At 61.9% G+C, this 14,072-nt stretch carries 13 protein-coding genes; 9 read left to right on the forward strand and 4 right to left on the reverse strand.

Annotation, left to right across the window (positions count from 1 at the left end):
- Positions 1 to 93: 93 nt before the first annotated feature.
- The gene (locus CKW22_RS00665; protein ID WP_047581012.1) at positions 94 to 387 is read right to left on the reverse strand and encodes a DUF1330 domain-containing protein; all 294 of its coding nucleotides are present in this window, start codon (positions 385 to 387) and stop codon (positions 94 to 96) included.
- Between the two features lie 78 nt (positions 388 to 465).
- Between CKW22_RS00665 and ribBA the strand changes: the two genes are divergently transcribed.
- From ribBA to CKW22_RS00700, 7 genes are all read left to right on the forward strand, one after another.
- A complete protein-coding gene (gene ribBA, locus CKW22_RS00670; protein WP_033698897.1) occupies positions 466 to 1,587 on the forward strand; it encodes a bifunctional 3,4-dihydroxy-2-butanone-4-phosphate synthase/GTP cyclohydrolase II in 1,122 nt (373 codons plus the stop codon).
- A gap of 243 nt (positions 1,588 to 1,830) precedes the next feature.
- A complete protein-coding gene (locus CKW22_RS00675) occupies positions 1,831 to 2,856 on the forward strand; it encodes a polyamine ABC transporter substrate-binding protein (RefSeq protein WP_033698898.1) in 1,026 nt (341 codons plus the stop codon).
- Complete coding sequence (locus CKW22_RS00680) at positions 2,853 to 3,770, forward strand: ABC transporter permease (protein ID WP_033698899.1); 918 nt, start codon at positions 2,853 to 2,855, stop codon at positions 3,768 to 3,770. The genes CKW22_RS00675 and CKW22_RS00680 overlap by 4 nt, the downstream gene beginning before the upstream one ends.
- A gap of 6 nt (positions 3,771 to 3,776) precedes the next feature.
- Positions 3,777 to 4,586, forward strand: coding sequence for an ABC transporter permease (locus CKW22_RS00685; RefSeq protein WP_033698900.1), 810 nt, complete (start codon positions 3,777 to 3,779; stop codon positions 4,584 to 4,586).
- An 18-nt stretch (positions 4,587 to 4,604) separates the two neighbouring features.
- Positions 4,605 to 5,753, forward strand: a complete 1,149-nt coding sequence (locus CKW22_RS00690; RefSeq protein WP_033698901.1) for an ABC transporter ATP-binding protein — start codon at positions 4,605 to 4,607, stop codon at positions 5,751 to 5,753.
- Between the two features lie 98 nt (positions 5,754 to 5,851).
- Positions 5,852 to 7,159, forward strand: a complete 1,308-nt coding sequence (locus CKW22_RS00695) for a substrate-binding domain-containing protein (RefSeq protein ID WP_095063610.1) — start codon at positions 5,852 to 5,854, stop codon at positions 7,157 to 7,159.
- Between the two features lie 163 nt (positions 7,160 to 7,322).
- Positions 7,323 to 8,384, forward strand: coding sequence for a TerC family protein (locus tag CKW22_RS00700; RefSeq protein WP_033698903.1), 1,062 nt, complete (start codon positions 7,323 to 7,325; stop codon positions 8,382 to 8,384).
- A gap of 72 nt (positions 8,385 to 8,456) precedes the next feature.
- Here the strand turns inward: CKW22_RS00700 and CKW22_RS27180 are convergent, their stop codons facing one another.
- The 3 genes from CKW22_RS27180 to CKW22_RS00710 form a co-directional block, all read right to left on the reverse strand.
- Entirely contained in the window at positions 8,457 to 8,858 is a 402-nt protein-coding gene (locus CKW22_RS27180) for a hypothetical protein (RefSeq protein ID WP_143500681.1), read from the reverse strand.
- Positions 8,851 to 10,248, reverse strand: a complete 1,398-nt coding sequence (locus tag CKW22_RS00705) for a PAAR domain-containing protein (RefSeq protein ID WP_095063611.1) — start codon at positions 10,246 to 10,248, stop codon at positions 8,851 to 8,853. Before CKW22_RS00705 ends, CKW22_RS27180 begins: the two co-directional genes overlap by 8 nt.
- Positions 10,249 to 10,430: 182 nt before the next feature.
- Entirely contained in the window at positions 10,431 to 11,660 is a 1,230-nt protein-coding gene (locus CKW22_RS00710) for an acyl-CoA dehydrogenase (RefSeq protein ID WP_033698905.1), read from the reverse strand.
- A gap of 140 nt (positions 11,661 to 11,800) precedes the next feature.
- Here CKW22_RS00710 and CKW22_RS00715 point away from each other — a divergent pair, with 140 nt between their 5' ends.
- Complete coding sequence (locus CKW22_RS00715) at positions 11,801 to 12,727, forward strand: LysR family transcriptional regulator (protein ID WP_033698907.1); 927 nt, start codon at positions 11,801 to 11,803, stop codon at positions 12,725 to 12,727.
- 187 nt (positions 12,728 to 12,914) lie between these two features.
- Entirely contained in the window at positions 12,915 to 14,069 is a 1,155-nt protein-coding gene (locus CKW22_RS00720) for a cysteine desulfurase family protein (RefSeq protein WP_095063612.1), read from the forward strand.
- Positions 14,070 to 14,072: the final 3 nt, after the last annotated feature.

Consider the following 14,072-nt stretch of genomic DNA (forward strand, 5'->3'; position numbering starts at 1 on the left):
GTAGAAAGCTGGAAGCTAGCACTGGAAAAACATGTACAGACCTGGTTCGAGGAAAATCAGAATTCCCTTACAAGAACGCCAGCGCTCATCCGCTCAGGGCTCGAACCCCTCGACGATGATGACCTCAGCCTTCGCCACGCCTTGGCGATGGCCGCAGGCGTCCTGGTACAGCTCGGACCGGTAACAGGCCAGCGCCTGCTCATACGATTCGAACTCGATCACCACACTGCGCTGCGGCGTCTGCCTGCCTTCCATCGCCTCGCTGCGCCCACCCCGGGCCAGGAACCGCCCGCCGAAAGCCGCAAAGGCGGCAGGCGCACGCTGGGTGTACTGCTGGTACTGCTCAGGGTCGGTCACGTCCACGTGGGCGATCCAATACGCTTTCATCCGCTGATCTCCTGTTGCAAATCTATTTGTGTATGATGGTATACCATAATAATCACCCCATCACAGCGAGCGTGCAACATGGCTTTCAACAGCATCGAAGAACTCCTCGAAGACTACCGGCAAGGCAAAATGGTACTGCTGGTGGACGACGAGGATCGAGAAAACGAAGGCGACCTGCTGATCGCCGCCGAGCGCTGTGACGCCCAGGCCATCAACTTCATGGCCCGCGAAGCCCGTGGCCTGATCTGCCTGACCTTGACCGACGATCACTGCCAGCGCCTGGGCCTGGAGCAGATGGTGCCGGCCAACGGCAGCGTGTTCAGCACCGCCTTCACGGTGTCGATCGAAGCCGCCACGGGCGTTACCACCGGTATTTCCGCGGCTGACCGGGCACGCACCGTGGCGGCGGCCATGGCGCCGAGCGCACGCCCCGAAGACCTGGTACAGCCTGGGCATATCTTCCCCTTGCGTGCCCGCGAAGGCGGTGTGCTGACCCGCGCCGGCCACACCGAAGCCGGCTGCGACCTGGCCCGCCTGGCCGGTTTCAGCGCCGCTTCGGTAATCGTCGAAGTGCTCAACGACGACGGCACCATGGCCCGCCGCCCGGACCTGGAAGTGTTCGCAGCACGGCACGGCATCAAGATCGGCACCATCGCCGACCTGATCCACTACCGCCTGAGCACCGAACAGACCATCAAGCGCATCGGCGAACGCGAACTGCCCACGGTGCACGGCACCTTCCGCCTGGTCACCTATGAAGACCGCATCGAAGGCGGTGTGCACATGGCCATGGTGATGGGTGATATCCGCCGCGAACAGCCCACCCTGGTGCGCGTGCATGTGATCGACCCGCTGCGCGACCTGGTGGGCGCCGAATATGCAGGCCCGGCCAACTGGACGCTGTGGGCGGCGCTGCAGAAGGTGGCCGAGGAAGGCACCGGCGTGGTGGTGATCCTGGCCAACCATGAATCCTCGCAGGCGTTGCTCGAACGCGTGCCGCAACTGACCCAGCCGGTGCGGCCTTACCAACGCGGGCAGTCCAAGGTGTATTCGGAGGTCGGTACCGGGGCGCAGATTCTGCAGGATCTGGGCGTGGGCAAGCTGCGCCATCTGGGGCCGCCGCTGAAGTACGCGGGGCTGGCGGGGTATGAGCTGGAAGTGGTGCAGAGCATTCCCTTCGAACCCGGTGTGGAAGGCTGATACCGCCCCTACACCCAACAGCGTTGGGATGTTTGCAGAGGTGGAGTGATGGCCGGTCGCCTTCGCCTCTTGCCAAAAGTTTGGAATACCATAATATGATATCCCGTAGACCTTGAATGTGCAGGCCAGCACCTAGAATCACAATCGGCCACACGACACTTTGTTTTAGCTGCTCCCCGAATACTGTTGGCGGGCGCACCAAAAAGCCCCGCCTCGAATAACAAAAGCAACGAGGGCGTAACCATGCTGTTGAGCAAACGTGTAACCGCAGTGCTGTCCGCCAGCCTGCTGACCCTGGCCTGTCAGGCCACGCAGGCCGCTGACAGCCTGAACTTCGTCAGCTGGGGCGGTACCACCCAGGACGCCCAGAAAGAAGCATGGGCCGTACCCTTCTCCAAATCGACCAATATCAAAGTCGTCCAGGACGGCCCGACCGACTACGGCAAGCTAAAGGCCATGGTCGAGAGCGGCAACGTGCAGTGGGACGTGGTCGACGTCGAAGCCGACTTCGCCCTGCGCGCCGCCAGCGAAGGCCTGCTCGAACCCCTGGATTTCAACACGGTCAAGAAAGACCGCATCGACCCGCGCTTCGTCTCCGATCATGGCGTCGGCTCGTTCTTCTTCTCGTTCGTGCTCGGCTACAACGAAGGCAAGCTCGGTGCCAACAAGCCAGTGGACTGGACCTCGCTGTTCGACACCAAGACCTACCCCGGCAAGCGCGCCCTGTACAAGTGGCCGAGCCCCGGCGTGCTGGAGCTGGCCTTGCTGGCCGACGGCGTCGCGCCCGACAAGCTCTACCCGCTGGACCTGGACCGCGCCTTCAAGAAACTCGACACCATCAAGAAAGACATCGTCTGGTGGGGCGGTGGCGCCCAGTCGCAGCAATTGCTGGCCTCCGGTGAAGCCTCGCTTGGCCAGTTCTGGAACGGCCGCGTCTACGCCTTGCAGCAAGACGGTGCACCGGTTGGCGTGAGCTGGAAGCAGAACCTGGTCATGGCCGACTTCCTGGTCATCCCCAAAGGCGCCAAGAACAAGGACGCGGCCATGAAGTTCCTGGCCAACGCCAGCAGCCCCGAAGGCCAGGCCGATTTTGCCAACCTCACGGCGTACGCACCGGTCAACCTGGACAGCGTGCCCAAGCTCAAAGCCGACCTCGCGCCAAACCTGCCGACCGCCTACGCCCAGGACCAGGTAACCCTGGACTTCGCCTACTGGGCGAAGAACGGCCAGGCCATCGCCGCGCGCTGGAATGAGTGGCTGGTCAAATGAAAGTCGCCATCAACGCCCTGCACAATGCGCAAGGTGCCCCCACGGGCACCGGCGCCCCGGGAACGGCCCCCCGCCGCGTGAGCCTGGGCCAGCGCTGGAAAGGCAGCCGCAACCTGCTGCCTGCCTTGCTGTTTCTTGGCCTGTTCTTCTTCGCCCCGCTGATCGGCCTGTTGCTGCGCGGTGTGCTGGAGCCGGTGCCGGGCCTGGGTAACTACGAGCAGTTGTTCGCCAACTCAGCCTACGCCCGGGTGCTGTTCAACACCTTCTCGGTGGCTGGGGTGGTAACGCTGATCAGCGTGCTGCTGGGCTTCCCGCTGGCCTGGGCGATCACCCTGGTACCCAATGGCTGGGGCCGCTGGCTGCTGAACATCGTGCTGCTGTCGATGTGGACCAGCCTGCTGGCGCGCACCTACTCGTGGCTGGTGTTGCTGCAGAGTTCGGGGGTGATCAACAAGGCGTTGATGGCCATGGGGATCATCGATACCCCGCTGGAAATGGTGCACAACCTCACCGGCGTGGTAATCGGCATGAGCTACATCATGATCCCGTTCATCGTGCTGCCGCTGCAGGCGACCATGCATGCCATCGACCCAATGGTGCTGCAAGCAGGCTCGATCTGCGGCGCCAGCCCATGGACCAACTTCTGGAAGGTGTTCCTGCCGCTGTGCCGCTCGGGGCTGTTCTCGGGGGCGTTGATGGTGTTCGTGATGTCGCTCGGTTACTACGTCACCCCAGCCCTGCTCGGCGGTGCGCAGAACATGATGCTGCCCGAATTCATCATCCAGCAGGTGCAGTCGTTCCTCAACTGGGGCCTGGCCAGCGCCGCCGCCGCACTGCTGGTGGTCATCACCCTGGTGCTCTTCTACCTGTACCTGAAGCTGCAGCCGGAATCCCCGGTCGGCAACGCGAGGTAATCCGCCATGCTCCTGTCACCCAATGCCATGGGCCGCCCGCTGCGTACGGGCTTGTACCTGACCACCGGGGTCATCGCCGCCTTCCTGTTGCTGCCGGTGGTGTTCATCGTGCTGCTGTCGTTCGGCTCGTCCCAGTGGCTGGTATTCCCGCCACCGGGCTGGACCTTCAAATGGTATGGCCAGTTCTTCTCCAACCCTGAGTGGATAGACGCAGCCCTGGCCAGCCTCAAGGTCGCCGTGCTGACCACGGTCGCCGCAGTACTGCTGGGCCTGCCCACCGCGTTTGCCCTGGTACGTGGCCGCTTCCCCGGCCGCGAGATGCTCTACGGCCTGTTCACCATGCCGATGATCGTGCCGCTGGTGATCATCGCCGTAGCGGTGTATGCGCTGTTCCTCAAATTGGGCTACACCGGCACGCTGTTCGCGTTCGTGGTCAGCCACGTGATCGTCGCCCTGCCCTTCACCATCATCTCGATCATCAACTCGCTCAAGCTGTTCGACCAGTCGATCGAGGACGCTGCAGTCATTTGCGGGGCCTCGCGCCTGCAGGCGATCTTCAAGGTGACCTTCCCGGCCATTCGCCCGGGGATGATCGCCGGCGGCCTGTTCGCCTTCCTCGTCTCGTGGGACGAAGTGGTGCTCAGCGTGATGATGGCGAGCCCCGACCTGCAGACCCTGCCCGTGAAGATGTGGACCACCCTGCGCCAGGACCTGAGCCCCGTGATCGCCGTGGCCTCGACGCTGCTGATCGGCCTGTCCCTGCTTGTGATGATTATTGCCGCCGCCCTGCGCCGGCGCACCGAAGTCAACGCCTGAGTGCCGGAGAGAACAACAATGAGTGCAGTGATCAAAGACAACGCGCACACCAAGACCCTGGTCAGCCTGCGCGGCCTGAACAAGCACTACGGCGACTTCACCGCCGTGGACAACCTCGACCTGGAAATCCAGGACGGCGAGTTCCTGACCTTTCTCGGCTCCAGCGGTTCGGGCAAGTCCACGACCCTGTCGATGCTGGCCGGTTTCGAGACCCCGAGCAGCGGCGAGATTCTGGTCGAGGGCCAATCACTGGTGAACGTGCCGCCGCACAAGCGTGATATCGGCATGGTGTTCCAGCGCTACTCGCTGTTCCCGCACTTGAACGTGCGCGACAACATCGCCTTCCCCCTGGCCATCCGCAAGCTTGGCAGCGCCGAAATCAACAAGCGGGTCGACGCCATGCTCAAGCTGGTGCAACTGGAGAAGTTCGCCCACCGCAAGCCTTCGCAGATGTCCGGCGGCCAGCAGCAGCGCGTGGCGATTGCCCGGGCGCTGGTCTACGAGCCCCGCATCCTGCTGATGGACGAACCGCTGGGCGCGCTCGACAAGAAGCTGCGTGAAGACCTGCAGGACGAACTGCGCCAGTTGCACCGGCGCTTGGGCATCACCATCGTCTATGTGACCCATGACCAGGAAGAGGCCATGCGCCTGTCCCAGCGCATCGCTATCTTCAGCCACGGCAAGATCGTCGGGCTGGGCAGTGGTTACGACCTTTACCAGAACCCGCCAAATGCGTTTGTCGCCTCGTTCCTGGGCAACTCCAACTTCCTGCGGATCAAGGCCAGCAGCAACGGCGCGGGCAGTTTCGAGGGCCAGCCTGTGGCGATCCGCCTGACCGCCGGTTTGGCTGCCGGGCAGGAGGCGCTGATCATGGTGCGCCCGGAAAAAGCCTTGGCGCTGACCACCGCCCAGGCTGCGGCGCAACCCCTGCCGCCCGGCTGGAACGAGGTGGCTGCCAAGGTCGCCGAGGTGCTGTTCCTGGGTGAAAGCCAGACCTGCCATGTGGTCACCGCAGGCGGTACCGAGATGACCGTGAAGGCGCTGTCTGCGGCAGGCATGCCGATGCAGCCGGGCGACACCGTGAACGTGCGCTGGGCGGTGGCCGATGCCTGCATCTATACCGAGTGGGCAGAGAGTGACCTGAGCAAGTCGGCAGGCGCGCACTGAGGGTGCTGGGGCCGCAAAGCGGCCCCAGGTGACTGTCATATTTCCATCACGCAACCGTCGTAATCTGCCGGGCAACTCTATGCCATAGGTAGCCCGGCATGCCCCGCCTGCTGCTCGCTCTACTCGCCCTGCTACCGCTATCGGCCCTGGCCGATTCTGCCCATTTGCGCGTGCAGGGCTCCAACACCATCGGTGCTGCGCTGCTGCCGGCCTTGGTCCAGGGACAATTGCGCTCGCAACAGGCAACCGCCATCGAACAAGCCCCCGGCGCGCAGGCCAACGAAACCGTCATCACTGCCCGCGACGTGCGCGGGCAACCGTTGCGTATCGATATCGCCGCGCATGGTTCCAGCACTGGCTTCGCTGCCCTGGGCCGTGGCGAGGCCGACCTGGCTGCTGCCTCACGGCCAATCAACGACGCAGAAGTGCGCCAACTGCAGGCCCTGGGCAATTTGCGCGCGGCCAGCGCCGAGCAGGTCATCGGCCTGGATGGCGTGGCGGTGATCGTGCACCCCAACAACCCGCTGCCACAACTGACCACCCGGCAACTGGCGCAGATCTTCTCTGGGCAAGTCCAGCGCTGGGACCAGCTGGGCATCACCGGAGGGTCGATTCACCTTTACGCCCGCGACGACCGTTCCGGCACCTACGAAACGTTCAAGGCACTGGTGCTCGACCCTCATCAAGGCGCGCTGTCGGCCCAGGCCCAGCGCTTTGAGTCCAGTGATGAGCTGGCCGAGCGGGTCAGCAGCGACCGCCAGGCCATCGGTTTCAGCAGCCTGGCCGCAGTGCACGGGGCCAAGGTGCTGGCAGTAGCCGAGGGCGATGCGCCGGCCATGCTGCCGCAGCGCGCGCAGGTGGCCAGCGAAGATTACCCACTGTCGCGGCGCTTGTATTTCTACCTGCCAGCCAATGCCAAACCTCAGGCCAAAGCCCTGGCCGACTTCACCCAGAGCCCGGCGGGCCAGGCCATCGTCGCCCAGCTGGGCTTCGTCTCGCAGCAAGTCAAGGCCCAGGCTGTGCAGCCCCAGGCCGACATGCCGCCGCGCTACCGATCGCTGGCCCAGCAAGCGCAGCGGCTGAGTGTGAACTTTCGCTTTCAGGAAGGCAGCGCCAGCCTCGACAACAAGGCCTTGCGCGATGTGCAGCGGGTGGCCGACTACCTGCGCCAGGTGGGCAAGCTGCAGAGCAAGGCGGTGCTGGTGGGGTTTGGCGACCCCAAGGAAACACCGGGGCGTGCGGCGCTGCTTTCACGCTTGCGGGCGCTGGCGGTGCGCCGCGAGCTGGCACGCGATGGTGTGGACGTGCTGGAAGTGACCGGCATGGGCGATGAGCTGCCGGTGGCCGGGAATGACCAGGAACAAGGTCGCTTGCGCAATCGGCGGGTGGAAGTGTGGGTCTATTGAAGCGCCCGCGCACCAGGCAAAGAAATGTAACAGGTCGGCGTTCGGCATCCCGGGGAAACGCGGCTAGGCTCAAGCCTATGTGATACCGGGCCCCTCTGACGGCTGCCAAGCCGCCATGTCGGATCACTGTTGCCATGCAACGTCGACAATCAAGGAGGGGCTCATGACAGCTCTGCACACATTCCTCACCACCCCGTTTCTCGGTACCAGCACCTGGTTGTGGCTGGTGTTCATGGCCATCGTCATCGGTTTGCTAGTGCTCGACCTGGGCGTGCTGCACCGCCAGGACCGCGAGATCGAAATGCGCGAGAGCCTGCTGCTGTACTCGGGTTATTTCAGCGTCGGCGTGCTGTTCGGGGCCTGGGTCTGGTTCGAGCTGGGCGCGCAGTCGGCGCTGGAGTTCTACACCGGGTTCCTGGTCGAGCAGTCGCTGTCGATGGACAACGTGTTCGTCATGGCGATGATCTTCGGCTTCTTCGCCATCCCCCGCCGCTACCAGCACCGGGTATTGTTCTGGGGCATTCTGGGTGTGGTGTTCCTGCGCGCGATCATGATCGGCGTGGGTGCGACACTGGTGCAGAACTTTGAATGGGTGTTGTACATCTTCGGCGCTTTCCTGCTGTTCACCGGGGTGAAGATGGCGCTGTCGAAAGAAGACAGCCATCTGGACCTGGCCAACAATCCGGTCCTGAAATTCGTGCGCCGGCACATGCGCGTTACCGACCAGATCCACGGCTCGCATTTCTTCGTGCGCCTGACCCCGCCCGGGCACAGCAAGGCGCTGCGCTATGCCACGCCGCTGTTCCTGGCGCTGGTGCTGATCGAACTGGCCGACCTGGTATTTGCCGTCGACAGCGTGCCAGCGATCTTTGCTATTACCCAGGACCCGTTCATCGTCTACACCTCGAACATCTTTGCCATCCTGGGTTTGCGTTCGCTGTACTTCGCACTTTCGGCATTGATGCACCGGTTCGTGTACCTCAAGTATGCGCTGGCGATGGTGCTGATCTTCATCGGCTGCAAGATCTTCTACCACGGCATGGTGGGCAAGGTGCCGGCGTTGCTGTCGTTGGGGGTGACGTTTGGGTTGTTGTTGGGTGGGGTGGTGGTATCACTGGTCAAGACGCGGGGGGACAAAGCGACGGTGGAGGCAAAATTGCAGCATCTTCCGCCTGAGAAAAGTGACGATGAGCAGAAGGAGAAAGACCCGCAATTGCGGGTCTGACTGACGCGCATCTCATACGTTCTAATGGACCATTGTCGCAGCAGGCATAAGTCAATTATCAAGAAACAAAAATTACTTCACTTTGGAAATTTCTATAACACAAGCTGCGAGCATCAGCCACCCAAAACCAATGATGATAAGCCATGCAGACACAGCCAGCCATCGCTTCAATTTTGGTGGGAAAACTTTTAGCTCGTCAGCATCGAGCTGGCCTCGACGAAGCACAAACCCAGGGAATGTGACAACCCCCCCAATTGCACAAACCAACATGAGCCGCCACTTAAAGCTAGAGCCACCCCATGCAATCTTCAAGCTCTCAATATACGAATTACTTTCAATCGAAGAGCAAACTATCTCATAATTTCGCGTCAAAGCTATATAGGCACTTATCGACACACCTGACAGAGAAATTACAAATGGCATCAATACAAATGATAGCTTTAGCGCAGCAGGCCAAGCATCAATATCAATCACTTGTTGCCCCATAGATGTATTCGCCTGTCCATTCCCCGAGAACTTCACCCCCCTTGCCGCCTACGAATCCTCCGCCCCCAACTACTAAAATACCGCACAATGGTGTCGCAACTCCCCCAGTACCTACGGCGAAAAAAGCACATGCTGTTCCCGCAGCTAAACTCGCAAGTGCAGAGCCTGCTATTCCACCGCTAACGCTGCCGCTGAATTTTCCGGCCTCTACAAAACGGGCGCTTCTACAAGCCTCCGTGTTCCCTGCCTGGCAAACCTCTTTCACATTGAGATACGACGATGTCCCACTGAGTCCAATAGCAGCATGACCACCATACTTAAGGTACTTGGATAGCTTCGCCACTTTATCAAGATGCGTCGCATACCCCGGTATCTGCCCTGCCCCACCCGCTTTCGACCAATGGTGCACAAGACTCTTGGTAGAAATATTCAGACTCTTCTTTAAACGTTCATAGTTGCCGAGGTTAAGCTGTTTATTGAGCAGCGCCGCTTTCAACTGAACATCCAGTTGCTGCAACAGCTGGCGCCGCGAGGCGAAAAACTCACGACTGTTCAAATGCCCGTGCCGCAAGAACTCACGCTGATGCAACTGCTCGATCTGGTTCAGTGTGCTCTTGACCTGTTTCAACCCTTGATCGAGCATGTCCTTGCCCACGCCCATCGACTGGCTGGCACTGCTCAGCAAACCGGCAATCTCAGCCTGGTGCTGCACCATGAAGTCGGATTCTGCGAAATCGAGCACCGCCAACGCGCGCCGTGCATCCTGAGCGGCAGCCATCAGCTTGGCCTCCTCGAGGGTACAGGCATCACCATTGTCCGGGTCACCGATGACGAAGATTTCCCCAGCCTTGAAACCTTGCTCGAACGTGGGGTTGAGCCGCTGCAAACGGGAAATCGGCAAGGTGGCGTCGTGCTCGGATAATTGCAGCAGAACCTGAGAGAACGACATGCTTTTGGGCACCACGTAGAAACCCGGCTCCAACGTGCCTGGCATCGCAGTCACCGCGCCCTGCACGAGGCTTTTCGGATGGGCGCCGGCCGCTGCCTCGGTAGGCATTGCGCGACTGTTCGCAAGTGCCTGCCTGGATAGCGGGGCCGCACCCAGTGGTGCTACGACCCGATTGCTGCCGGACGGGCAACCACACGCCACCAGTGCACCGTCCATGGCCACGGCTTGACCGTTGGAGATGAAGTACCGAACGCCCTCAACGACAGTCCCTTGCTCGCCACAGCGCGGACAAGGCGTCGTTTTGTCCCCCTCCCGAAGCACCCTGCGGCCATTGCTCAAATAACCGAGGCCGGCAGCGATGCAAATAGCACCTGTCGTGGTGACATCGCCATCAACCGCCTGGCCTTTACCACCCAGATTGACACGCATCGGCAAGTACCTTGTGCAAAAAGTAAGGTGTCGAAACCTAACAGCTGCAAAAGGGCTTTTAGTGCCTGAACGTGAAAACCAGACACTTCCTACACCAAATACATACTTGTTCAGCCAGCTCATCCGTAGCCAGCATGCGCGTTAATTGGACAAGGAATTCCCGTGCAAGAACTTCCGATTCTTCATCTTGAACTGCGCAGCATCTCCACCGGCACATACTTGCCGATCTCATATTTGCCAATCGCCGCCCGGTGCACTTCGTCCGGCCCGTCGGCCAGGCGTAAGGTGCGCTGCATGGCGTACATGTAGGCCAAGGGGAAGTCACCGCTCACGCCCGCGCCGCCATGCATCTGGATCGCCCGGTCGATCACCTTCAAGGCCACATTCGGCGCCACCACCTTGATCTGGGCGATTTCACTGCGTGCGACCTTGTTGCCCACGGTGTCCATCATGTACGCCGCCTTGAGCGTCAGCAGGCGTGCCATGTCGATTTCCATGCGCGAGTCGGCGATCTTGTCGACGTTGCCGCCCAGCCGGGCCAGAGGCCGGCCGAAGGCAGTGCGCTCGACCGAGCGTTTGCACATCAACTCCAGCGCCCGCTCGGCCATGCCGACCGAACGCATGCAGTGGTGAATACGGCCTGGGCCTAGGCGCCCCTGGGCGATCTCGAAGCCGCGGCCCTCGCCGAGGATCACGTTTTCATAAGGCACCCGCACATTCTCGAACAGCACCTCGGCATGGCCATGTGGCGCGTCGTCGTAGCCGAACACCGGCAACGGCCGCACTATCTTCACGCCCGGCGTATCGGTCGGCACCAGCACCATCGAGTGCTGCTGGTGGCGCGGCCCCTCAGGGTCGGACAGGCCCATGAAGATCATGACCTTGCAACGCGGGTCACACGCGCCGGATGTCCACCACTTGCGGCCGTTGATCACCCATTCATCGCCATCACGCACGGCGGTGGCAGCCATGTTGGTGGCGTCTGATGAGGCCACGTCCGGCTCGGTCATGGCGAACGCCGAGCGGATCTCGCCGCGCAGCAGTGGCTCCAGCCACTGGCGTTTCTGCGCCTCGCTGCCATACCGCACCAGCACTTCCATGTTGCCGGTATCCGGTGCCGAGCAGTTGAACGGCTCTGGCCCGAGCAGCGAGCGGCCCATGATTTCGGCCAGTGGGGCGTATTCCAGGTTGCTCAGCCCGGCGCCGTACTCCGACTCGGGCAAGAACAGGTTCCACAACCCCTCGGCGCGGGCCTTGGCCTTGAGCTCTTCCATGATCGCGGTGGGCTGCCAGCGATCACCCTCGGCGACCTGGCGCTCGAACACCGCTTCTGCGGGATAGACGTAGGCATCCATGAACGCAGTGACGCGCTCGCGCAGTGCCTGGACCTTGGGCGAATAGGCGAAATCCATCGGGGCTACCTTCACGGTTCGGAGTACATGGGCCAGAGCCTAGAGCAGCAAGCGCCCATCCACCTAGTCTATTTTCCGCGTGTATAAACATTCATAACCGATATATGATCGGGCAATAATTCCAACAATGAGCGGCGCACATGAACCTCAGCAAGGTCGACCTCAACCTGTTCATCGTCTTCGATGCCATCTACACCGAAGCCAACCTGACCCGCGCCGGGCAGATTGTCGGCATCACTCAGCCGGCGGTGTCCAATGCCCTGTCGCGACTGCGCGAAACCTTCAACGACCCGCTGTTCGTGCGTACCGCGCAAGGCATGGTGCCCACGCCCATGGCCCAGAACATCATTGGCCCGGTGCGCAACGCCCTGGCCCTGCTGCGCACGTCGGTGCAGGAAAGCCGTATCTTCAACCCGCAGCAGGCCAACAAGACCTTTCGCATCAGCATGACCGACCTGACCGAAGCGGTGATCCTGCCGCCGTTGTTCCAGCGGCTGCGCCGCCTGGCACCTGCAGTGCTGATTGAAAGCTTTCTGTGCAAACGGCGCGAAACCACCAAGGAACTGGCAGCCGGGCGCCTGGATTTCGCGGTCGATGCCCCGCTGAACACCGACCCGCAGGTGCGCCACGTCAAACTGATGCAAGACCGCTACGTCTGCGCCCTGCGCCAAGGCCACCCGCTGGCCGACAGCAAACTGACCCTGGACAGCTACCTGGGCATGACCCATATCCATATTTCCAGCCGCCGCAATGGCCTGGGCTATGTTGACCTGGCCTTGGGCAAGATGGGCGTACAGCGCAAGGTTGCCTTGCGCTCACAGCATTACCTGATGGCTTCGCAGGTGTTGCAGCAGACCGACATGGCCATGACCGTGCCCGAGCGTTTCGCCCGCCGTCATCAATTGCGCTACCAGCCATTGCCGGTAGACGTACCGGCGCTGGAAACGCACTTGTACTGGCACGAGAGCACTGACCAAGACCCTGCCAACCGCTGGATGCGCGAGCAGATCATCGAGTTGTGCGAACAGGTGGTGGCCGAGGAAGAACGCGCGCTGGCGCCGGCCTGAGGCGATTGCCAAAGGTCGTTTACGCCGAGTATTGAAAATTAATTTCTCCAGAAACGGGCAAAGCGAGAATTATTTTCCAAGCCTGGGCACAATCAGCCAGGCATAAGACAAAAACCATCAGCCCACGGGCGGGTACGCTTGCACCAACGATCATCGAATCCAACGTGACAGACACGGACCCGCCCCCATGCCCAGCGCCCCGCTCTACTTCGACTACGCCGCCACCACCCCCGTTGACGACCGCGTCATCGAAACGATGCTCGCCTGCCTTGGCCGCCACGCCAACTTCGGCAACCCCGCCTCCAGTGGCCATGCCTATGGTCAGGCTGCCCGCAACGCGGTGGAACAGGCACGCCTGCAGGTGGCCGAACGCGTTGGCGCCCGTGCTGATCAGCTGGTGTGGACGTCAGGCGCGACCGAATCCAACAACCTCGCACTCAAAGGCATCGCCCAAGGCATCAGCCAACCGGGCCACCTGATCACTAGCCAGCTGGAACACAAGGCCGTGCTCGACACGGTCGCTGAACTGGAGCGCCAAGGCTGGTCCATCACGCGCCTGGCTGCGGATGCGGCCGGGCTGATTCAGCCCGATGCCGTGCAGGCGGCATTGCGCGCCGATACCCGCCTGGTCTCGCTGATGGCGGTCAACAACGAATTGGGTACCGTGACCGATTTCGCCGCCATTGGTGAGCGTGTGCGTGCCCATGGGGCGCTGTTGCATGTGGACGCGGCCCAGGCAGTGGGCAAGCTGGCCATCGACCTTGCGGCAATGGCGGTGGACTTGATGTCGTTCTCGGCCCACAAAGCCTATGGCCCCAAAGGCATCGGCGCGCTCTACGTCGGCCCGCGTGCCCGCGAACTGATGCGCGCGCAGATGCACGGCGGTGGGCATGAGCAGGGGCTGCGTTCCGGCACCCTGGCAACCCACCAGATCGTCGGTATGGGTAGCGCCTTCGCCCTGGCTGGCCAGCCGGGCGACAGTGAACACCAGCGCATCGAACAACTGGCCCAGCGCCTGCGCGACGGGTTGCTGGCCTTGCCGGCGGTAAGCCTCAATGGCTGTGCCACGCAGCGCATCCCGCATACCTTGAACCTGTGTATCGATAGCCAAGGCTTCAACAGTGCCGCGTTGGCCAGTGAGTTGGCGTTGTCGACCACGTCGGCCTGCAACTCGGCGAGCAATGCACCCTCGCATGTGCTGCTGGCCCTGGGGCTGGATGAAAGCCGGGCGCGCAACAGCGTGCGCTTGAGTATCGGACGCTTCAGCACCGAGGCCGAAGTAGATAAAGCACTCGAGGTGTTCGCCAGGGTCACAGCGGCGGCTTCGCTGGCGCTCTGGTAAGGC

This window comes from Pseudomonas sp. Irchel s3f19, assembly GCF_900187555.1.
In the GTDB taxonomy this organism is placed as follows: domain Bacteria; phylum Pseudomonadota; class Gammaproteobacteria; order Pseudomonadales; family Pseudomonadaceae; genus Aquipseudomonas; species Aquipseudomonas capeferrum.